Genomic DNA, 20,905 nt, shown 5'->3' with positions numbered 1-20,905 from the left:
ATTACAAATTCACTGAACATGGGCGACAGACTTCGCCCATGGCGAAGAAAATACTGTGCTTTTCCATTCGATAGAAATGGTGAAGACAGTGGCACAACTACAAGTCCCCCTTTCCGGCCGCAACTATGTCGATGCCTTGCTGGCCGAGGGGCCGCACTGGAACTACCAGCGCGGCAACACCATCACTTATTCCTTCTCCCTCAACAGCTTCGACCCGAACCGCGCGGAATATGTCGAAGGGGTGGTGCACGAGATGAGCGAAACGCAGCAGGCGAACGTGCGCCAGGCCTTCGCCCACGCCAGCGCCATCACAGGCATCCAGTTCGTGGAGACTTCCGATACGGCGCAAGTCCATCTGTGGAGCGGCGACCTGCAGCGCGGCATCGGCGCCCTGTGCACCGCGACAGACGATATCCGCTACGGCGCCGGAGGCGAGGTGGCAAGCTACAGCGCCCGCGCATGGATCTACATGGACGACCATGATTTCGGCGCACAGAACGCGACCCTGAACCCCGGCACGCGCGGCTACCAGACCCTGTTGCACGAGATGGGCCATATGCTCGGCCTCAAGCATTCCTTCGAGGGCGGCATCCAGTTGCCTGCGGAGGACGACAACTCCACGCTCACGGTCATGTCCTATACCACCAAGGGGCGTCCCGCCTCCGCATACAGCGAATACGACGTGGCGGCGCTGAACTGGCTCTACGGAGGCGATGGCCTGGGCGGCGCGCGCGGCCTCAATTCCGCCACCGGCGCTCATTACCTGAGCGGCACCTCCCGCAACGACCTGCTGGTGGGCGGGAGCGCGGGCGACCTGCTGGAGGGCGGGGCGGGCAACGACATCCTGGAGGGATGGTACGGCGGCGATGTGCTGAACGGCGGCGCCGGATTGGACACGGTGCGCTATGGCGGCAGCCGCGCGGACCATTCGATCGGCCGCACGGCGGAAGGCTTCACCGTCACGGCCCGAAACGCGCAGCACAGCGACACCCTGCTCAATAGCGAGCGCATTGCCTTCGGCGACCTGCATGTGGCGCTCGATATCGATGGCGTAGGCGGCCAGGCCTACCGGCTTTACCAGGCGGCCCTGAACCGCCAGCCGGATCATTTAGGGCTCGGCTTCTGGATCGCGAAGATGGACGACGGCATGAGCCTGCACGGGGCAGCTGCTGGCTTCATGGCCAGTCCGGAATTCGCGGGGCTCTACGGCAGCGCCGATCCCGAGCCTGGCGCCTTCCTCACCCGGCTGTACAGCAATGTGCTGCACCGCGCCCCGGACCAGCCCGGCTACGAACATTTCCTGCGCGAGTTCGCCCGTGGGGTCAGCAAGGCGGAGGTGCTGGCCATCTTCAGCGAAAGCGAGGAGAACCGCGCTCAGCTGATCGGCGCCATGCAGAACGGAGTGGAATACCTGCTCTACAACGCATAGGGGCAGTTGACTTTTTGCTTATTGACGAAAATACTATCATTTTCCAATAAGCAATTAAGTTATGCCCACCGTAAATGAAGTGACGCACGCGCCGCTTTCCGGCCGCTACTATGTCGACGCCCTGCTCGACAATGGTCCCGGCTGGAATTACCTGACCTCTGGCAACAATACGATCTACTACACCTTCGCCGTAGACCGCAGCAATGCGCGGGAAAGCGAGGCCATTGCCGGCTCCGCAGGCATGCTCAGCGCATCCCAGCGTGCCATCGCGCGGGACGCCATGTCCTACATCAGCGACATCACGGGTATCAACTTTGTGGAAACCTCGGTGAGCGCAGAGGCGCAGGTTCACCTCTGGAGCGGCGACCTGACGAACGAGGAAAGCGCGGGCTACTGCACCTGGAATACCCACTACCGGTATGACGGCTCTTTCAATATCCTGGAGTACGAAGCCAATGCATGGATCTACCTCGACAGCGGGCGATATGGCACCTACAACGCCGATCTGACGCCCGGCAGCGGGGGCTACCAGGTCCTGCTGCACGAGCTGGGTCATATGCTGGGCCTGAAGCACAGTTTCGCAGGCGATATCACCCTGCCGCAGGCGGAAGACAATACGGCACACACGCTCATGTCCTATACCTTCGAGGGCGGGCCGTATGATGCCTTCGGCTACTACGACTACGCGGCGCTGGCCTGGCTGTATGGAGGCGACGGGCTGGGCGGGGAGCTGGGCATCAATTCGGCAGGAGGTGGCCAGGTCCTGTTCGGTTCACTCGAAGCGGATCTTCTCAAAGGAGGCAACGGCGACGACCTCTTGTTCGGCGGCCCGGGCAACGACTCCCTGGATGGCGGCACCGGCATCGACACCGTGCTGTATGGCGACGCGCGCGCGGGCTATGTGATCAGCAAAGCGGAGCAGGGGTTCAGGGTGAAGGGGCCGGATTCGATGTCCGGTGAAGACCTGCTGCTGAACGACGAGCGCATCCTCTTCGAAGACAAAGGGGTGGCGCTCGATGTCGATGGCGTTGCTGGCCAGGCATACCGGCTGTACAAGGCGGCGTTCGACCGTGAGCCCGACCTGCCAGGCTTCGGCTTCTGGCTCGCGCGCATGGACGGCGGCCAGAGCCTGCTCAGCGTGGCGCAAGGCTTCATGGGCAGCCCGGAATTCACCACCGTGTACGGCGGACCGGACCCGGAGAGCGGACGCTTCCTGACGAACCTGTATGACAACGTGCTGCACCGTGCGCCCGACCAGGCAGGCTACGACCACTTCCTGCGCGAGTTCGCGCGCGGCGTGAGCAAGGCGGAGGTGCTGATGATTTTCAGCGAGAGCGCGGAAAACCAGGCCCAGCTTGTTGGCCTGATGCAGAACGGCGTGGAATACCTTCCGTACCAGGCCTGAGCGGCCTTACATGTCCTTCAGGCCCGTGATCGCGTAGCCCTTGCTGCCGATCTGCTCGGGCAGGTGCTCGATGTGGAAGTCCGGCAGCTCTTCGGCGTCGTCATCGACTTCCATGGCGCGGGCGGTGGGCTCCCAGTCGGTATTGATGGCTTCCTGGGGAATCGGCTTGCCTTCCGGCACTGCCAAGTAGGAAAAAATGCCGTCGTGTTCGGGTCGTCGGTAAATGTCCAGGCGCATTGCGGTTCCTCCAGAGGGTTGATCGGCTCCAGGCCACAGCTTGGCAGCCCGTGCGCCACAACTCCGTTCGCTGGCGCACGGTCCAGGAACCGATTCTACTCTTCCACCGGGAAAGGAGCGCAACTCAGGCCAGGGCGCGCGCTTCCTGCGGGTCGATGTCGCGCAGGCCCGTCACGGCCTGCACGGTGCGGTCTTCGGCCCGTTTCAGCACCACGGCGCGGTTGCTGCTCTCCTGGTCGCGCTGGTTTTCCTTGTGCCACAGGTGGTAAACCTCGGTGGCGAAGGCGCCGTCCTTGCGCAGCACGCCCGCGTTAAACAGGCGCACCACCAGGTCGGAGTCCTCATGGCCCCATCCCAGGAAACTCTGGTCGAAGCCGTTCACCAGCTCCAGGTCGCGGCGCCAGACGGCCAGGTTGCAGCTCTTGATGCGGCGCCAGCTGAAGCGTTTACGCTCGCGGCCCAGGTCGGGCAGCACCAGCACCGTTTGCAGGAACTTGTTGAAATGGCCCGCAAGGCGCAGGCGCAGCCGCTGCAGCCAGCCCAGGCCGTTCAGGTCGAGGTGCTGGTCCAGCAGCCGGCGGGTGTAGTCGGGGCTGAGCAGCACGCGGCTGCCCGAGACCAGGAAGCCGGGGCGGGCCAGCTTGCGATGCTGGGACACGAAATTGCGTCCGGGAATACAATCGCCATCCAGGAAAACGATGTAGTCGCCGCTCGCCGCCAGGGTGCCCAGATTGCGCACCCGCGCCGCCCGGAAACCCAGGTCCTCCTGCCAGACGTGGAGTAGCGGAACGGGTGTGCGTTTTTGCAGTTCCTCTACGCAATTACGCGTGTTGTTCGAGGAACCATCATCGGCGATAATGATTTCGAAATTCCTGTCATCCTGCGCGAACAAAGCTTCGACTACAGCAGCTAGCGCGTCGGGGCGGTTATAGGTCGTGACGATAACGGAGATTTTTGACGCTTTTTGCATGAATTCGATGAGATACCTGTTGATTTTTGCAAGAAAGCTACAAAAACAATGAATGAATAATACTTTAGCCAAGAACGCCGACCCCAAGACCGTTGTTGTCACCAGCCTGGTTTTCCTCCTGCCCTTCCTGGCCCTGATCAGCAAGATCGGCGTGGGCCTGTGCAGCTTCGGCTTTCTGCTGGCGGCGCTCTGGTGCAGCAAGCAGAGCATGCCTCTGTTCCGGCGTCATCTTAGCGATATCCGGGGCGTTTTGATAGCCTTCGGCGCTTATTTCATCTTCGCCGGACTGGTGGTGCTGCTGAGCGGTGAAGTCACCCTGCGCGGCTGGGAAAAGCCCAGCCGCATGCTCATCGCCGCCACGGCCCTGGCCGCCATGCTGGCCTGCCGCCCGAGCCGCCGCGCCTTCTGGCTGGGCCTGGTCGCGGGCGTGGTGGCCGGAGCCTGCGTGGCCGTCTACCAGCGCTGGTTCGAAGGCGTGGACCGTCCCGGCGGCATGATGAACGCCATTACCTTTGGCGACATCCTCCTCTGCATGGGCCTCATGTCGCTGGCGGGCGTGCTCGACTTCCGCGGGCGCGAGCGCCTGATTCCCGCGCTTGGCACCGTGGCGGGCCTGGTAGGCACTGTGGCCACCGGCACGCGCGGCGGCTGGATCGCCATCGTTTTCTCCGCGCTGCTCTTCCTGAAATACGGCCACTACCTGCGCGGCAAGTTCGCCAAGAGCGCGGCCGCCTTGGTGGCCGTGCTGATGATCGCCGCCTACCTCATTCCCCAGACCGGGGTGCAGCAGCGCCTGCACCAGGGCGTGAGCGATGTGCGCACCTACTACCAGGGCGCGGGCGCCTTCACCAATGTGGGCGTGCGCCTGGAGCTGTGGAAGGGCGCGCTCATGCTCTCGGCCCGCCATCCCTGGACGCCTTCCAGCCCGCAGCAGGTCACGCGCGAGCTGCAGCAGCTGGTGGCGGAAGGCCAGCTCCAGCCCTTCGTGCTGGAGTCCGAGCACTTCCATAACGACCTGCTGCAGGCCGTTGTCTTCAACGGCATCCCCGGCGCGCTGCTCTGGTTCATGACGCTGCTGCTGCCCTTCCTCTTCTTCCTGCGCGTGCTGAACCGGCACGAGTCGGCGGGGGCGGGGCTCATTGCGCCCGCGCTGGCGGGCATGCTGCTGGTGCTCAGCTACTTCAGTTTCGGGCTCTCCGAAGTCATCTTCTGGTCCGTGCGCAGCGCCATGTTCTATGCGCTCATGCTCTTCGTTCTCATGGGCTTCTGCCTGAACGCGAAAGAGACCGATGGCCGCTGAACGCATCCTCGTCATCTCTCCCAACTGGATCGGCGATGCGGTGATGGCGCAGCCACTGCTGCAGCTGCTGCGCCAGCGCTATCCCGCTTCGCCCATCGACGTGCTGGCGCCCCCCTCCGCCGCGCCGGTGTGGCGCCAGATGGCGGAGGTGAGCGATGTGCTGGAAACGCCGTTCCGGCACGGCGCCTTGCAGCTCAAGGAGCGCTGGCGCTATGCGCGCATGCTCAGGCGGCGCGGCTACGCGCGCTCCTACGTGCTGCCCAACACCATCAAGTACGCGCTGATCCCATGGCTTGCCGGCATCCGTCACCGGGTGGGCTACAAGGGCGAGTCGCGCTATGGTCTGGTCAACGTCATGCATCACGACGACGTGCCGCCGAGGCCCATGGTTCCCTTCTATGCCGCGCTGGCGGACGAACCTTCCGCGCCTTTGCGAAAAGACGTGCCGCGCCCGCGCCTGTCCGTCAGCGAGGAGCAGATGCGCGCAGCGTGCGGGAAGGCCGGCGTGCCTGCCGGCGTGCCGCTGGTGGTGTTTGCGCCGGGCGCGGAATTCGGTTCCGCCAAGCGCTGGCCGCCTGAGCACTTTGCTGCGCTTGCAGCTCAGGTGCTGGCGCAGCTGCCCGATGCGCGAATCGCACTGCTTGGCGGCCCGAAGGATGCTCCTGTATGCGAAGAAGTGCAGGCTGCGGCGGGTACGGCTGCCGCATCCATTCACAATCTGGCGGGACGTACCAAACTGGATGAAGCGGTGGCCCTGATCGGCCAGGCCGCGGCGGTGGTCAGCAACGATTCCGGCCTGCTGCACGTGGCCTCGGCCCTGAATCGGCCCGTGATCGCGATCTATGGGCCTACGGACCCGGACCATGCGCCGCCGTTCTCGGATATCGCTGCAGCGCTGTCGCTGCGCCTGGAATGCTCGCCCTGCCGCCAGCGCGAATGCCCGCTGGGTCATCACCTTTGCATGCGGCAGCTGGAGCCGCAAAGCGTGTGGCAGACCTTGCAGCCCATGCTGCAGCCCGCCGCCCGCTAACGGCTCGCGTAGTACTGGGCCAGCTCCTTCACTTCCTGATCCGTCAGATGGCGCGCCGCATTGCGCATTTGCGCATGCAGGTCGTTGCGCCGCGTTCCGTCGCGGAAGGCGAGCAGCTGCTGGTGCAGGTAGGATTCGGGCAGGCCATCCAGCCAGGGCGTGGCGGGCTTGTGGATTTCAAGCGTATGGCAGGACGCGCAGGCGCCGATGTTTCGCATGGGCGCGCCGTTGCGCACCAGGCGGGGCGTGGAACGGTTCATCCGGTCGGTGAGGCGCTCGCGCGGCAGGTAGGCGTAGTAGCTTGCCAGGTCGCGCATGTCCTGGTCCGACAGGCCGTCCATCAGCGGCTGCATGATGGCGCTCGGACGGTGCCCAGTCTGGAAGTCGCGCAGCTGCTTGTAGGTGGCGCTGGCGGCCTGCCCAGCCAGGTGGGGCGAACCGGCGGGGCTCATGCCGCGCGCGCCGTGGCACATGGTGCAGCGCAGCGCCAGGGTGGCGCCCCGGCCGATTGAGGCGCTGTCCGCCGTGGCCATCATCTGCGCCATCACGATCACGTCGCTCGAGCGATTGCCGGTATCCACATCGAGGCCGGCGCTGTAATAGGCTCCCGGGGCTCCTGCCGCGCGGCAGATCGACTCCCACAGGCTGGCTATCGCCTCCCGCGCATGGGCGCGTGGTATCCAGACAAAGCCGATCAGCGCCGCCACAATGGCGATGCAAGCCAATGCAAGCACGCTGCCTGTGAACCAGCGGTTCTTCAGCGAGAACAGTCTTTCGCCGTTCATGGCTGGCTCCCTATGGGCACGGCGGGTACGGAGGTCTGCGGCAATGCGATCAGCTGGCTGATGGGATAGCCGTAGTTGACGACGGAGAGCCCGATCATGAGCGCGAGCCAGAGCCCGTAGCCGTTGAGGGCCAGAGGCGTGCGCTCCGCATGCACCGTCTGGCTGAAGGTGAACTCCGGCAGATTGATCTGCTCCGCGCGGTGGCCGCGCGCCAGCACCAGCAGGAACAACAGGCCGGAGACCACCAGCAGCAGGCCCCCGATGAAGGTGATGATGACGGTAATGGCCTGCGGCGCAACCGCAGGGTCGCTGTAATCGAAGTAGGCCATGCGGCGCGGCATGCCCATGATGCCGACCACGTGCCAGGGGAAGGTGAGCACGATCATGCCAACGAACCACAGCCACAGCTGCCAGCGCATGGCGCGCCCGTTCTTCAGCGCGCGGCCCGTCAGGTGAGGCCACAGGTCGTAGGCCAGGGCGAAGTACATGATGACGATGGCGCCGCCGAAGATCAGGTGGAAGTGGCCCGTGATCCACTGCGTGTTGTGCACGGCGAAGTCCAGCTGGTAGCTCATGTTGATCAAGCCGCCCGCGCCCCCGAAGCCGAGGAGGATGAAGGAGAAAGCCACGGCCAGCATCATGGGGTTGTGCCAGGGCAGGCGCTTCACCCAGCCCAGGACGCCCGTGCCGCCGCGCAGGCGGCCCGCAATCTCCACGGAAGCGGTGATGGTGAAGATGGTGAGCAGGGTGGGCACGGACACCAGGCCGGTAAACACGGCGTGCATGAACTTCACGCCGGAGCCTACCTGCGGGTCCTGGAACAGGTGGTGCACGCCGATGGGCATGGAGAACACCAGGAAGAGGATGAAGGACAGGCGCGCCATGGTGTCGCTGTACAGCCTTCCGCCGATGGCGCGCGGCACCAGGGTATAGAAGGCGATATAGGCAGGCATGAGCCAGAAGTACACGATGGCGTGCAGCGTCCAGGAGAAGAACACGCGCGCGAGGCCCGCATCGATGGTCTGCCTCAGGCCCAGCGCCACGGGAATGATCTGGAACAGCAGCTCGATGGCGGCGCCGAGCGAGGTCCATGCCCACAGATAGGCGCCCGCCACGTTGGCGAACATGGGCAGGGGCACCACGCCGCCCGGATGCGCCTTGCGCCACGCATGCAGGTTCACCGACATCAGCGCCACCCAGATCCAGGAACCCACGACGACCAGGACGATGCCGATATAGTAGAAGGCATTGCCGATGAGGGGCGGATAGAAGGTGTAGAGCACCGAGGCCAGCCCCATCGACACGGGCGCCATCGCGGTGACGGTTCCCAGCACGACGAGGCCGAGGCCCGCCCATGCCCAGCGCTTGCCGATCAGCGCCTGCTTGAGCGAAAGCTCCACGATCGCATAGCCGAAGCCCATGGCCACCAGCGTCGGAAAGACATAGCCCATGGCCGAACCGTGGGCGGTGACGGAGCGGTAGTAGAGCTCCGGATTGCCGATCCAGTCGCGCAGGGGGCTGCGGATGTACATCTGCCATTCTCCCAGCAGCAGGGCCGCGAAGAAGGCCGCGAAGGCGATCCAGAAATGCCACAGCACGAGGCGGCGGGTCTCAGCGCTTGACACAGTTTGCCCTCCCGTTCGCGGCGGCGCGGTCGAATTCTTCCGGCTCCACCACCTTCACCCGCGCCCACATCGCGGCATGCCCGATGCCGCAGAATTCGTGGCAGGGCATCACGTGCTCGCCGGCGCGGGCAAAGCGGGTGCGGAACTGCGAGATATAGCCGGGCGCCAGCATCACGTTGACGTTGGTGTCCGATACCGAGAAGCCGTGCATGACGTCGGAGCTCGTGCCGCGGATCAGCACAGGCGTGTCGCGCGGCACCAGCACGCACTGGGGCGTGAAGGCATACTGGCTGCCGAGCAGGCGAACGGTGACCGAGCCGTCCGCCTCGCGGGCCGATCCCAGGTTCGATTCCACGAACTCGCCGGAGAGGTGCAAGGTGGCGGGATCGATGGTTTCCATGCGCAGCGGCGGCATCGCGGCCCAGTGCAGGCTCATATACACCACCATCCCCGTCAGGAAGACGATGATGCCGCCCACGATCAGCGCCCAGCGCCGCTCGGCCCGCACTGCGGAGGTATGGACGTCCGCTTCCATGGCTCAGGCGCCTCCCCGCGCAAGAAACACCAGCAGGTAGAAGGCAAGCCAGATCGCCAGCACCGCCGCGACGGCGGCTCCGGCCACGGCGAAGGCGCCGCCCGGTCCTTGCGCCACGATCGTTTCGATCCGCGTCTGGAGGCCGGGATCGTCGCTGTCATCGGGTTCGGCGAACATGGGCTCTCCTAGTCGAGGGAGGCGGAACGCAGCGCGTTCACCTCGCGGTTGTTCACTGCGCCTGCACGGTTGCCCCAGGCGTTCCGGATATAGGTGACAACGGCCGCAATCTGCGCGTCCGTCAGCTCCTGCGCGAAAGGCGGCATTCCGTAGGGCATGGGATTCTTTCGCGTGCCGGGCGGGTAGCCGCCGTTCAGCACCATGCGGATCGGGTTCACGGCGGAGGTCATGGTGATGGACTGGTTGTTCGCCAGCGGCGGGTAGTGGGGCAGCTTGCCGCGCCCCTCCGCGCCGTGGCAGCTCGCGCACTGCCTGGCATAGATGCCCTGGCCTTCGCTGAACAGCCTGGCCACGTCCGCGCGCTGCGGCGCATTCGGCGGCGTGGCCTGCACCGGCTGGTCGCTGGGCAGGCTTTTCAGGTAGACCGCCATGGCGCGGATGTCCTCGTCGGACATGTACTGCAGGCTGTTATAGGTCACCTCGGCCATGGGCCCGTAGACCGTGCCCCGGTTCGACACGCCGGTCTGCAGCAGGGCCATGATGTCCTCGATGCGCCATGTGCCCAGGCCCGCCTCCTTGTTGGACGTGAGCGAAGGGGCGTACCAGTTCTGCATGGGAATCAGGCCGCCGCGGAAGGCCTCCGCCTCGGACGAGCCGCCCAGGGCGTTGATGGGGGTGTGGCACATGGCGCAGTGGCCAAGGCCTGCCACCAGGTAGGCGCCGCGGTTCCATTCCGCCGACTTGCTCTTGTCCGGCTGGTACTCGCCCTCCTCGAAGTAGAGCGTGCGCCAGCCGATCAGCAGGTTGCGGTTGTTGTAGGGGAAGCGCAGGTCGTGCTCGCGCGTTTTCTGGCGCACCGGCGGCACCGAGCGCAGGTAGGCGAAGATGGCGTCGCAGTCGGCCCGCGTCACCTTGGTATAGCTGGCGAAGGGCATGGCTGGATAAAGCAGCTTGCCGTCGCGCCCGCGGCCCGTGTGCATCATCTTGTAGAAATCGTCCGCGCTCCAGCGGCCAATGCCCGTTTCGGGATCGGGTGTGATATTCGGCGCGTACAGGGTGCCGAAGGGTGTGGGCATGGCCCGGTTGCCGGAGAAGATCTTCGCGCCCGGCACCGTGTGGCAGGCAATGCAGTCGCCCGCCTGCGCCAGGTACTTGCCCCTTTCCACCAGGGAAGCCTGGGCGGCCGGACGCGGCTGCGCCAGCACGGCGGCCACGGGAAGCAGGAGGACAGGAAGATAGGCGAGGCGCATGGCATTGTCCCTATCGGCCCTGGCTGCCGCAGGCCATCGGCAGCTTGGCGCCGGATTCCTTGGCCGGCCGCACCCCGGGGTCCACCGGCAGCGAGGCCAGCCATGCCGACACGGCCGCCACCTCCGGCTCGGTGAGGCTGGAGGCGATCACCTGCATGCAGTCCGGCGCCACGGCCGTGCGCAGGCCGTAGCGCCAGGCGCCCAGCTGCGCGCTCACGTAGTCGGCCCGCAGGCCCAGCAGGCCGGGAATGCCGGGCTCGCGGCCCGCCAGGCCCTGGCCATGGCAGTGCACGCAGGCAGGAATCTTGCGTGCCGGAACGCCCTCGAAGACGAGGCGGCGCCCTTCCATCAGCTGCTGCGCAGGCCGGTTGACGGCGGGCTGCTGCAGGGGCGGCGGGTCGAGCTCGGCGAAATGCTGGGCCATCTTCATCAGGTAGGCGTCCGGCAGGTAGGCCAGCATGTAGTTCATGGGCAGGTATTTGCGGCGGCCGTCGCGGAAAGCCACGAGCTGGTTGTACAGGTAGCCAGCCGGCTTGCCTGCCAGGCGCGGGAAATAGACGTTTTCGACACCGCGGCCCTGCACGCCATGGCAGCCGATGCAGGCGCGCACGCGCTCCTCCATCGTGTCGGGGATCCTGTCGGCGCCGGGAGCCTGCGCACGAGCGCAGGGAGCGCCGAGCAGGGCGGCGCCGAGGGCAAGCGAGCTGGCAACTGTCGAATGGACGCGGCGCAAACGGCGACTCCTTCCCCAGGCACCGGGCGGTGCCATTGCTGAAGCTGGCGTGAATGGTTGGGCCTACGATAGCACGCGCCTGCGCCGGACGGCGTACGAATGGCGCGGCTTACATCAGGATGACGTCGTACTGTTCCTGATGGTAGGCGGTCTCGACCTGAAGCGAGATCTTCTTGCCGATGAAGTCGCCAAGCATGGCGAGATGCTGCGATTCCTCTTCAAGGAACATGTCCACCACTTCCTGCGAGGCGAGGATGCGGAACTCGCGCGGGTTGAACTGCTTCGCTTCGCGCAGCAGCTCCCGCAGGATCTCGTAGCAGATGGTGCGCGAGGTCTTCACCTGGCCCTTGCCCTGGCATGCGGGGCAGGGCTCGCACAGGATATGCGCCAGCGACTCGCGCGTGCGCTTGCGCGTCATCTCCACCAGGCCCAGCGCCGAGAAGCCGCTCACGGACACCTTGGTGCGGTCGCGCGCCAGGGCCTTCTTCAGTTCCGCCAGCACGGCATTGCGGTGCTCCCCGTTCTCCATGTCGATGAAGTCGAGGATGATGATGCCGCCCAGGTTGCGCAGCCGCAGCTGCCTTGCAATCGCATGGGCCGCTTCGAGATTGGTCTTGAAGATCGTGTCCGCGAAATTGCGCCCGCCCACATAGCCGCCCGTGTTGACGTCGATGGTGGTCATGGCCTCGGTCTGGTCCACAATCAGGTAGCCGCCGGACTTCAGGTCGACGCGGCGCCCCAGCGCGCGCTGGATCTCCTCCTCCACGCCGTACAGGTCGAAGAGGGGGCGCTCTCCCGTGTAGTGCTGCAGGCGGGTCTGCACGCTGGGCGTGTAGACCTGCGCGAATTCGGTCAGGCTCAGGAAGTTCTCGCGCGAGTCGACCTGAATGGTGGCCGTATCGTCGCAGACGAAGTCGCGCAGCACGCGCTGCGCCAGGCTCAGGTCCTGGTGCAGCAGGCTGGCGGGCGGCCGCGTGCGCGCGCCGTGGCAGATGGCGCTCCAGGTCTTGCGCAGGTATTCGATGTCGGCCTGCAGGTCGGAGTCGCTCGCGTCCTCCGCCTGCGTGCGCACGATGTAGCCGCCTTTCTCTTCCGGCGGCAGCAGGCTTTGCATGCGGGCGCGCAGCGCCTCGCGCTCCGATTCCTTCTCGATCTTCTGCGAGATGCCAATGTGCGAATCCTGCGGCAGGTAGACCAGCATGCGGCCCGCAATGGAGATCTGCGTGGACAGGCGCGCGCCCTTGGTGCCGATGGGGTCCTTGATCACCTGCACGGTGAGCACCTGGCCGTCGAAGAGCAGCTTCTCGATGGGGGTGGGATTGGTGTTCTGGCCGTCGTGCGGGCGCGCTTCCCAGATGTCGGCCACGTGCAGGAAGGCTGCGCGTTCCAGGCCGATGTCGATGAAGGCAGACTGCATGCCCGGCAGCACGCGCACCACCTTGCCCGAATAGACGTTGCCCGCCAGGCCGCGCGTGAGCGTGCGCTCGATGTGCAGCTCCTGCACCGCGCCTTGCAGTATCAGTGCAACGCGCGTTTCCTGGGGCGTGATGTTGATGAGGATATCTTCGTTCATGGCAGCACGCCTGCCCGGCGCAGGAGCTGCGCTGTCTCGAACAGGGGCAGGCCCATGATGCCCGAGTGGCTGCCTTCGATATGCTCGATGAAGACCGCGGCCAGGCCCTGTATGCCGTAGCCGCCCGCCTTGTCGTACGGTTCCTGCGTGGCGCAGTAGGCCTTGATGGCGGCAGGCGACAGGTCCGCGAAACGCACCTCGGAAACCTGCGTAATGTGCTCGGAGAAGTCCTGGTAGCGCACGGCGATGGCGGTCATGACTTCATGCGTGCGGCCCGAGAGCTTTTCCAGCATGGCCACCGCTTCGGCATTGGTGGCGGGCTTGCCGAGAATCTCGCTGCCGATGGCCACCGTGGTGTCGGCCGAGAGCACGGCGCGCTGGGTGAGGCGGCGCTTGTGCACCAGGTCGAAGGCGAAATCCGCCTTTTCATTGGCCACGCGGGCCACGTAGTCCACTGGCGCTTCGCCGGGCAGCACTTCCTCGGTGACATCCGGCCCGCGCGGACCGTCGCTGCGCAGCAGCAGCAGTTCGAAGTCGACGCCAATCTGCCGCAGCAGTTCGCGCCGCCGCGGGCTCTTGGAAGCGAGGTAGATTTTCTTGTCGACCGGTTTCATCGCCATGGTTCGGTTGAATTGTTACACGCGATGATACGGGTGATTCTGCGTTATTGTCCACGCCCTGTATAACTGTTCCGCCAGCAGCACGCGCACCATGCCGTGCGGCAGGGTCATGCTGGAAATGCGAATCATTCCCTCGGCGCGGGCCTTGAGTTCGGGATCGAGGCCGTCGGCGCCGCCGATGAGGAAGGCGGTATCCCGGCCGTCCTGCTGCCAGAGCTGCAATTGCTGGGAAAGTCCGACGCTGGTGAGGTCCTTGCCGCGCTCGTCGAGGGCGATGATGCGCACGGACTTGGGCAGGGCCGCCTCGATGCGCTCCTTCTCGAGCGCCATGGCGGTGGCGGCGGTCTTGCTGCCGGAGCGCTCGACAGGCTTGATTTCCTTGAGCACGATGCGCAGCTCCGGCGGCATGCGCTTCACGTATTCGGCGAAGCCGGTTTCGATCCAGCCGGGCATCTTGTGCCCGACCGCAGCGATGATCAGCTGCATTTACTCGGCAGCTGGCTTCTTGATGCGCTTGATGACGGTCTTGGCCGGGGCTTCGGCTGCCTTGGCGGCAGACTTGGCCTTCGCTTCCTTGGCCGCCTTGGCCGAGGCCACGGAGGACTTGGAGGCGGCAACCTTCACCTTCTTGCCTTCCGGCGCTTCGATGGCCGGTGCGGCTTTCTTCGCGGCGGCCTTCTTGGCCACGGCGCCCGCGGCGGCGGCGGCCTTCACGGTGCCCGGCTTGCGCGCCGGCGCCTTTTTCTCGACCACGGCATCGGCTTCCTTGGCGGCCTTGGAGGCAGCCAGGTGGCCGGACTTCTTCTTCGGCGCCGCTTCCGCCTCGGCGGCGGCCTTGCCTTCGGCCGAGGACTTGCGCTTGGCCGCGCCCAGCTTCACGGGCTTCTCGCCCCAGATCTCTTCCAGGCGGTAGTAGGCGCGGATGGGCTGCTGCATGATGTGCACGATCATGTCGCCCAGGTCCACCAGCACCCATTCGCCGGTGTCTTCGCCTTCGATGCCCACCACGTCGCCGCCGGCTTCCTTCACCTTGTCGCGTACGGACGAGGCGAGGGCGCGGGTCTGGCGGTTGGAGGTGCCGGAAACGATGCAGATGCGGTCGAACAGGCTGGTCAAGCCCGTCGTGTCGAAGAGGACGATGTCCTGGCCTTTCACGTCTTCCAGGGCATCGACGACGAGGGCTTGCAGTTTTTTGATATCCATTTAGTTCTTATAAAGATTGTGTTGTTCAATATAGTCTAGCACTACCTGCGGGACAAGCGAGTTTGCCTCGCCCCCCTGCTGAAGCGCTGCCCGGATGCGGGTGGCCGAGATGTCCACCGCCAGATCCGGCGCCAGGCAGGCCAGTCCTGCCGGGGTGGCGCGCACCGTATGGGGCGGCGCCAGCCGCTGGCGGAACTCGGCGGCCACGGCGCGCGGCACCTGCGGCCCGTCCAGCGTGAAGCCGGGCCGCGCCGCCACGCAGAAGTTGGCCAGCCCGAAGAGCGACTGCCAGTCGTGCCATGTGTCGAAACGTTCCAGCTGGTCCGCCCCCATCAGGAAGCAGAGCGAGGTGGCTTCGCCCAGCTCCGCGCGCAGGGCGCGCAGCGTATCGACGGTGTAGGTCGGCTTGTTGCGCTCGATCTCCTGGCGGTCGATCTCGGCCGCGAAGGGCTGGCCCGCGAAGGCCAGGCGCGCCATCTCCGCCCGCTGCTCCGGCGTGGCCACGAGGGCCGACTTCTGCCAGGGCAGGGTCGGTATCACGCGCAGCCGGTCCGCGTGCAGCAACTGGACAAAATGCGCCGCGAGCGCGATATGACCGTTGTGGACCGGATCGAAACTGCCTCCCAGCAGTGCGATACAGGCCGTCACGGAATCAGCCAGTCGCGGTGCGGAAGGAAGTCGGTGTACAGCGCCGCTTCCGGCGTGCCGTCTTCCGGATGCCAGTCGTAGCGCCATTTGACGACTGGCGGCATCGACATGAGGATCGCCTCGGTGCGTCCGCCGGATTGCAGGCCGAAGAGCGTGCCGCGGTCGAACACCAGGTTGAATTCGACGTAGCGGCCGCGCCGGTAGGCCTGGAAATCGCGCTCGCGTTCACCGTATGGGGTGTCCTTGCGCGCGTTCAGGATCGGCAGGTAGGCGGTGAGGAAAGCATCGCCCACGCTGCGCATCATGGCGAAGCTTTGCTCGAAGCACAGCGCATTGAAGTCGTCGAAGAAAATGCCGCCCACGCCACGCGCTTCCTTGCGGTGCTTCAGGTAGAAGTACTCGTCGCACCACTGCTTGAAGCGCGGGTGCAGCTCTTCGCCGAAAGGCTGCAGGGCATCGCGGCAGCTCTGGTGGAAGTGGCGCGCGTCGTCCTTGTTGCCGTAATAGGGCGTCAAGTCCATGCCTCCGCCGAACCACCACACCGGCGTGCCGTCTTCCGTGGTGGTGGTGAAGAAGCGCACGTTCATGTGCACCGTGGGCGCATACGGGTTGCGCGGATGGAGCACCAGCGACACGCCCATGGCCTCCCACGCGCGCCCGCCGATGCCGGGGCGATGCGCCGCAGCCGAAGCGGGCAGCTTCGCGCCCGTCACGTGCGAGAAATTGCAGCCGCCGCGTTCCAGCACATTGCCTTCCTCGATCAGGCGCGAAATGCCGCCGCCGCCCTCGGGGCGTTCCCAGGCATCGCGCAGGAATGGCGAACCGTCGGCCTGCTCCAGCGCACCCACGATGCGCTCCTGCAGGCCGAGGAGGTAGGCTTTGACTTGTTCCGGATTCGGCTGCATGGAGCTCAGTGCTTGAGGCCCCGCCAGCCGATGTCGCGGCGGTACTGCATGCCTTCGAAGGAGATCTTGTCCACGGTCTCGTAAGCCTGCTTCTGCGCCATCTTCACGCTGTCGCCCAGGCCCACCACGCAGAGCACGCGGCCGCCGCTGGTCAGCAGCTGGCCGTCCTTTTCCGTGGTGCCCGCGTGGAAGGTCACCGACTCCGGCGTTTCGGCCGGAATGCCTTCGATCACGGCGCCCTTGGCCGGATTGTCCGGATAGCCCGCGGCGGCCAGCACCACGCCCACGGCGGTGCGGCGGTCCCATTCCAGTTCCACGGCGTCCAGCGTGCCGTTCACGGCGTGCTCCATCACGCCCACCAGGTCCGTCTTCAGGCGCGACATGATGGGCTGGGTTTCAGGGTCGCCCATGCGGCAGTTGAATTCCAGCGTCTTCGGATTGCCCGCCGCGTCGATCATCAGGCCCGCGTACAGGAAGCCGGTGAAGGGAATGCCGTCCTTGCCCATGCCCTGGATGGTGGGGTTGATGATCTCGCGCATCACGCGCGCATGCATGGCCGGGGTCACGATCGGAGCAGGGGAGTACGCGCCCATGCCGCCCGTGTTCGGGCCCTGGTCGTTGTCCAGCAGGCGCTTGTGGTCCTGGCTCGTGGCCAGGGGCAGCACGTTCTTCCCGTCGCACATGACGATGAAGGAGGCTTCTTCGCCCGCCAGGAATTCTTCGATCACGATGCGCGCGCCCGCGTCGCCGAAGCGGTTATCGGCCAGCATGTGGTCCACTGCCTGGTGCGCTTCGTCCAGCGTCATCGCCACCACCACGCCCTTGCCCGCGGCCAGGCCGTCGGCCTTGATCACGATGGGCGCGCCCTTGGCGTTCACGTAGTCGTGGGCCTTCTGCACGTCGGAGAAGGTTTCGTACTCCGCCGTGGGAATGCCGTGGCGCTTCATGAAGGCCTTGGCGAAATCCTTGGACGATTCGAGCTGCGCGGCCGCCTTCGTGGGGCCGAAGATCTTCAGGCCGCGCGCACGGAACAGGTCCACGATGCCGCCCGCCAGCGGGGTTTCTGGACCCACCACCGTCAGCGCGATATGCTCCTGCACCACGAAGTCCGCCAGCTGTTCCAGGTCGGTGATGGCGACATTCTGCAGGCGCACGTCGCGCGCCGTGCCGCCGTTGCCCGGTGCAACGTACACCATCTGCACGCGTTCGGATTGCGCCAGTTTCCAGGCCAGTGCATGTTCGCGGCCGCCCGAGCCGACTACCAGAATTTTCATAAGGACTTGTGAGGTGGGTTGAGCTTAGTCTTCGATGACGGCGTTGGTATAGACTTCCTGGGTGTCGTCCAGGTTTTCCAGCGCGTCCAGCAGCTTCTGCATCTTGATGGCGTCGTCCCCCGTGAACACGGTCTCGGTGGACGGCTTCATGATCACTTCCGCCACTTCGGCCTTGAAGCCCGCCGCTTCCAGCGCATCCTTCACGGCGGCGAAATCGTTCGGCGCGCACAGCACTTCGAAGCCGCCTTCCTCGTCCGCGACCACGTCCTCGGCGCCCGCCTCCAGGGCCGCGTCCATCAGCTTGGCCTCGTCGGTGCCGGGGGCGAACAGGAACTGGCCGCAGTGCTTGAACAGGAAGGACACGCTGTTCTCGGCGCCCATATTGCCGCCGTATTTGCTGAAAGCGTGGCGAACTTCGGCCACCGTGCGCACGCGGTTGTCCGTCATGCAGTCCACGATAATGGCCGCGCCGCCGATGCCGTAGCCCTCGTAGCGTACTTCTTCGTAGTTGGCGCCCTCGTCGCCGCCGGTGCCGCGCGTGATCGCGCGTTGCACGTTATCCTTCGGCATGTTGGCGTCGGCTGCCTTGTCCACCGCCAGACGCAGGCGGGGGTTGGCGTTGATGTCGCCGCCGCCCATGCGGGCCGCGACCGTGATTTCCTTGATCAGGCGCGTCCAGATCTTGCCGCGCTTGGCGTCCGTTGCAGCCTTTTTATGCTTGATATTGGCCCATTTGCTGTGTCCAGCCATGTTCGGTCTTCCTTAGACGGTATGCAATCGAGGGCGGTATTCTAGCATACCGCCCCCCTCGGATTGCGCGCCCGCCGGGGAAGCCTCAGGCGATAAACGGCGTGTAGGTGATGCCGTTCTGGATGCTGCCAATGACCTGCGCCTGGTTCTCCGCGCTTTCCGCAAAGCCCAGCAGGATTTCCTCGCGCGTCACGCCCAGGCTGATGGCATGCAGCCAGGAGTCCAGGCCTGCCTGGTCATAGGGCCGGTGCAGGGCGTTCAGGTACAGCTTGGCCAGGAAGTCCGCGTCCGAATTGCTGGCATACATGGTGCGGAACTCGTCGCTGTTGAAGAAGCCGGAGGCGATGTCGCGCATGCTCCAGCCCCGGTCTTCCGCCACGCTGAGCCAGAAGCCCATGCCTGCCTGGTCGGGCTGGCGGTTGAACACCGCCTGGTAGAGGCGGTAGATCTGGCCCGCGTCGCCGCTGATGTCGTAGGCCACGGCCGTGTCGGCGAACTGCACCCGCTCGATGCCGACCAGGGTATCCGACTCCCCACTGGCGCTCGTGAGCACCCCCACCGGCATGCCTGTGGCCGGATCGCGCCCGACGGTGTAGTCCGCCCGCACGCCGGCAAACACCGCCGTGTCGAAGCCTGCGCCACCGTCCAGGGTATCGTTGCCAGGACCGCCGGCGAGCCAGTCGTGGCCTTTACCCCCATTTACCTGATCGTTGCCGGCTTCGCCATCCATGCGGTCGTTGCCATCGCCGCCGAACATGATGTCGTTGCCTGCTCCCCCATGGAACACATCGCCAACAGTGTCGGGAAGGTTGCCGCCCTCACGATAGATTTCACCGCTGTACAGACGATCGTCGCCGTTTCCACCACTCATAATATCTGCTCCTCCATTGCCATAAATGTAATCATTACCATCACCGCCGGTCAGTGTGTCGTTCCCGTTGGTGCCTCCCAAAATGAGTGTGTCCGCCATGATTCCACTCCTTTTTGTTGCCGAAAAAGAATGTAATTTTTATAACGAAAGAGTACGCCTAAAAAGACGAGCTGTCGCGTCTGCGCAAGCAATTTCGCGCGGCAACATTTCAGATTGGAAAATGGGCCCCGCCAGCGGGAAAAGCCTGTTTCTCTTACAATGAAGGAATGACCACAAGCACAAGGGATGCCGCCGCCGCGCGGGCCACCTATCTGAGCGGGCTCGCGATCGCCATCGGGGGCGCGGTGCTGTTTTCCACCAAGGCCGTGCTGGCCAAGCTGATGTACCGGTATCACATGGATGCGGTCACGGTGCTTGCCTTCCGCATGCTGTTTTCCCTGCCCGTGTTTGCCGCCGTGGCCGTGTGGAAGATGCGCAGCGGCCCGCCGCTGTCGAACGCCGACCGCTGGCGCATCGTGGGCCTGGGCCTGGTGGGCTACTATCTTTCCAGCTTCCTCGACTTCCTGGGTCTGCAATACATCACCGTGGGCCTGGAGCGCCTGATCCTCTTCCTCACGCCCAGCTTCGTGCTGCTCATTTCCGCTTCGGTGCTGAAGAAGCACATCAGCCGCGCCCAATGGCTGGCGCTGTTCGTTTCCTACGGCGGCATCGTGCTCGTCTTCCTGCATGACCTGGAGGGCGGCAACCGCAATGTGCTGGTGGGCTCGCTGCTGGTGCTGGGCTCGGCCGTCAGCTATGGCCTGTACCTGCTGGGCTCGGGCGAGATGGTCAAGCGCATCGGCTCGCTGCGCCTGGTCGCCTATGCCATGTGCGTGTCCAGCGCCGCCTGCATCGGCCAGTTCTTCCTGCTGCGGCCAGCAGGCATGCTGGTCCAGCCCATGCCCGTCTACTGGCTCTCGCTGATGAACGGCCTGCTGTGCACCGTGATGCCCGTCTTCATGACCATGATCGCCGTGCAGCGCATCGGCGCGGGCGTGGCTTCCCAGGCAGGAATGATCGGCCCCGTGTCGACACTGCTGCTGGGGGCCGTCATACTGGCCGAACCCGTGAGCGCCTGGCAGCTGGCGGGCACCGCGCTCGTCATGTCCGGCATCTACCTGCTTTCCAACGCCAAGAGAGAACTACGTCCATGAAGCCCCGTATCGCCCTCATTGCCCACGACAAGAAGAAAGACGACATGATTGCCCTGGCGGGCGAATACGTGGAGTTCCTGCGCCAGTGCACCCTGACCGCCACCGGCACCACGGGCGGCCGCCTGGCCAACGAGCTGGGCCTGGCGGTGGACCGCAAGCATTCCGGGCCGCTGGGCGGCGACCTGCAGATCGGCTCCCTGCTGGTGGAGGACCAGATCGACGCCGTGATCTTCCTGCGCGACCCCATGACGCCGCAGCCGCACGAACCGGACATCAACGCCCTGGTGCGCGCCTGCGACGTGCACAATGTGGCTTGCGCCACCAACGTCGCCACGGCCCACCTGGTGCTGGACCAGCTGCGCGCGCGCTTCGCAACCCAACAGTAAGGAGGC

The 20,905-nt window shown here is 65.2% G+C and carries 23 protein-coding genes; 6 read left to right on the top strand and 17 right to left on the bottom strand.

What is annotated here, in order from left to right:
• Positions 1–88 precede the first annotated feature (88 nt).
• Both LSQ66_RS24735 and LSQ66_RS16950 read left to right on the top strand, forming a co-directional pair.
• A complete protein-coding gene (locus tag LSQ66_RS24735; RefSeq protein ID WP_269449097.1) occupies positions 89–1,429 on the top strand; it encodes a DUF4214 domain-containing protein in 1,341 nt (446 codons plus the stop codon).
• A gap of 61 nt (positions 1,430–1,490) precedes the next feature.
• The gene (locus LSQ66_RS16950) at positions 1,491–2,834 is read left to right on the top strand and encodes a DUF4214 domain-containing protein (protein ID WP_231766364.1); all 1,344 of its coding nucleotides are present in this window, start codon (positions 1,491–1,493) and stop codon (positions 2,832–2,834) included.
• Positions 2,835–2,840: 6 nt separating this feature from the next.
• On the opposite strand, the gene LSQ66_RS16945 is transcribed toward LSQ66_RS16950, so the two are convergent.
• Both LSQ66_RS16945 and LSQ66_RS16940 read right to left on the bottom strand, forming a co-directional pair.
• The gene (locus LSQ66_RS16945) at positions 2,841–3,071 is read right to left on the bottom strand and encodes a DUF6139 family protein (protein ID WP_231766363.1); all 231 of its coding nucleotides are present in this window, start codon (positions 3,069–3,071) and stop codon (positions 2,841–2,843) included.
• A 124-nt stretch (positions 3,072–3,195) separates the two neighbouring features.
• Positions 3,196–4,041: a glycosyltransferase family 2 protein gene (locus LSQ66_RS16940; protein WP_231766362.1), complete on the bottom strand. Its 846-nt coding sequence runs from the start codon at positions 4,039–4,041 to the stop codon at positions 3,196–3,198.
• A gap of 52 nt (positions 4,042–4,093) precedes the next feature.
• On the opposite strand from LSQ66_RS16940, the gene LSQ66_RS16935 reads away from it, so the two are divergent.
• Positions 4,094–5,341 (top strand): O-antigen ligase family protein, encoded by a 1,248-nt coding sequence (locus LSQ66_RS16935; protein WP_231766361.1) that lies wholly within the window; start codon positions 4,094–4,096, stop codon positions 5,339–5,341.
• Positions 5,331–6,371 carry a lipopolysaccharide heptosyltransferase II gene (waaF, locus tag LSQ66_RS16930; protein WP_231766360.1) on the top strand — a complete coding sequence of 347 codons (1,041 nt, stop codon included), beginning with the start codon at positions 5,331–5,333 and terminating at the stop codon, positions 6,369–6,371. The genes LSQ66_RS16935 and waaF overlap by 11 nt, the downstream gene beginning before the upstream one ends.
• On the opposite strand, the gene LSQ66_RS16925 is transcribed toward waaF, so the two are convergent.
• From LSQ66_RS16925 to LSQ66_RS16855, 15 genes are all read right to left on the bottom strand, one after another.
• On the bottom strand, positions 6,368–7,156 hold the full coding sequence (locus LSQ66_RS16925) for a c-type cytochrome (protein WP_231766359.1): 789 nt from the start codon (positions 7,154–7,156) through the stop codon (positions 6,368–6,370). The two genes, waaF and LSQ66_RS16925, sit on opposite strands and share 4 nt — an antisense overlap.
• A complete protein-coding gene (locus LSQ66_RS16920; protein WP_231770139.1) occupies positions 7,153–8,754 on the bottom strand; it encodes a cbb3-type cytochrome c oxidase subunit I in 1,602 nt (533 codons plus the stop codon). Before LSQ66_RS16920 ends, LSQ66_RS16925 begins: the two co-directional genes overlap by 4 nt.
• Positions 8,755–8,767: 13 nt before the next feature.
• Positions 8,768–9,316 (bottom strand): cupredoxin domain-containing protein, encoded by a 549-nt coding sequence (locus tag LSQ66_RS16915; protein WP_231766358.1) that lies wholly within the window; start codon positions 9,314–9,316, stop codon positions 8,768–8,770.
• 3 nt (positions 9,317–9,319) lie between these two features.
• A complete protein-coding gene (locus LSQ66_RS16910) occupies positions 9,320–9,493 on the bottom strand; it encodes a hypothetical protein (protein WP_231766357.1) in 174 nt (57 codons plus the stop codon).
• Positions 9,494–9,501: 8 nt separating this feature from the next.
• A complete protein-coding gene (locus LSQ66_RS16905; protein WP_231766356.1) occupies positions 9,502–10,743 on the bottom strand; it encodes a c-type cytochrome in 1,242 nt (413 codons plus the stop codon).
• Between the two features lie 10 nt (positions 10,744–10,753).
• Positions 10,754–11,512 (bottom strand): c-type cytochrome, encoded by a 759-nt coding sequence (locus LSQ66_RS16900; RefSeq protein WP_407659533.1) that lies wholly within the window; start codon positions 11,510–11,512, stop codon positions 10,754–10,756.
• A 73-nt stretch (positions 11,513–11,585) separates the two neighbouring features.
• Positions 11,586–13,049 carry a ribonuclease G gene (rng, locus tag LSQ66_RS16895; RefSeq protein ID WP_231766355.1) on the bottom strand — a complete coding sequence of 488 codons (1,464 nt, stop codon included), beginning with the start codon at positions 13,047–13,049 and terminating at the stop codon, positions 11,586–11,588.
• Positions 13,046–13,663, bottom strand: coding sequence for a Maf family protein (locus LSQ66_RS16890; protein WP_231770137.1), 618 nt, complete (start codon positions 13,661–13,663; stop codon positions 13,046–13,048). The genes rng and LSQ66_RS16890 overlap by 4 nt, the downstream gene beginning before the upstream one ends.
• 21 nt (positions 13,664–13,684) lie before the next feature.
• The gene (rlmH, locus tag LSQ66_RS16885; RefSeq protein WP_231766354.1) at positions 13,685–14,155 is read right to left on the bottom strand and encodes a 23S rRNA (pseudouridine(1915)-N(3))-methyltransferase RlmH; all 471 of its coding nucleotides are present in this window, start codon (positions 14,153–14,155) and stop codon (positions 13,685–13,687) included.
• Positions 14,156–14,872, bottom strand: coding sequence for a ribosome silencing factor (gene rsfS, locus LSQ66_RS16880; protein WP_231766353.1), 717 nt, complete (start codon positions 14,870–14,872; stop codon positions 14,156–14,158).
• Positions 14,873–15,520, bottom strand: a complete 648-nt coding sequence (nadD, locus tag LSQ66_RS16875) for a nicotinate-nucleotide adenylyltransferase (protein ID WP_231766352.1) — start codon at positions 15,518–15,520, stop codon at positions 14,873–14,875.
• The gene (gene hemF / locus LSQ66_RS16870; protein WP_231766351.1) at positions 15,517–16,425 is read right to left on the bottom strand and encodes an oxygen-dependent coproporphyrinogen oxidase; all 909 of its coding nucleotides are present in this window, start codon (positions 16,423–16,425) and stop codon (positions 15,517–15,519) included. The genes nadD and hemF overlap by 4 nt, the downstream gene beginning before the upstream one ends.
• A gap of 5 nt (positions 16,426–16,430) precedes the next feature.
• Positions 16,431–17,699: a phosphoribosylamine--glycine ligase gene (gene purD, locus LSQ66_RS16865; protein WP_231766350.1), complete on the bottom strand. Its 1,269-nt coding sequence runs from the start codon at positions 17,697–17,699 to the stop codon at positions 16,431–16,433.
• 24 nt (positions 17,700–17,723) lie between these two features.
• Positions 17,724–18,449: a YebC/PmpR family DNA-binding transcriptional regulator gene (locus tag LSQ66_RS16860; RefSeq protein WP_231766349.1), complete on the bottom strand. Its 726-nt coding sequence runs from the start codon at positions 18,447–18,449 to the stop codon at positions 17,724–17,726.
• 85 nt (positions 18,450–18,534) lie between these two features.
• Positions 18,535–19,419: a DUF4214 domain-containing protein gene (locus LSQ66_RS16855; protein ID WP_269449096.1), complete on the bottom strand. Its 885-nt coding sequence runs from the start codon at positions 19,417–19,419 to the stop codon at positions 18,535–18,537.
• A 167-nt stretch (positions 19,420–19,586) separates the two neighbouring features.
• On the opposite strand from LSQ66_RS16855, the gene LSQ66_RS16850 reads away from it, so the two are divergent.
• Together LSQ66_RS16850 and LSQ66_RS16845 are read left to right on the top strand one after the other, a co-directional pair.
• Entirely contained in the window at positions 19,587–20,513 is a 927-nt protein-coding gene (locus LSQ66_RS16850) for a DMT family transporter (protein WP_231766347.1), read from the top strand.
• Positions 20,510–20,899 carry a methylglyoxal synthase gene (locus LSQ66_RS16845; protein ID WP_231766346.1) on the top strand — a complete coding sequence of 130 codons (390 nt, stop codon included), beginning with the start codon at positions 20,510–20,512 and terminating at the stop codon, positions 20,897–20,899. The genes LSQ66_RS16850 and LSQ66_RS16845 overlap by 4 nt, the downstream gene beginning before the upstream one ends.
• Positions 20,900–20,905: the final 6 nt, after the last annotated feature.

The sequence above is a fragment of the Massilia endophytica genome, assembly GCF_021165955.1.
GTDB classification, from domain to species: domain Bacteria; phylum Pseudomonadota; class Gammaproteobacteria; order Burkholderiales; family Burkholderiaceae_D; genus Rugamonas; species Rugamonas endophytica.
The sequence above is the reverse complement of the archived record's forward strand: the minus strand, read 5'-3'. Positions and strand labels throughout refer to the sequence as shown.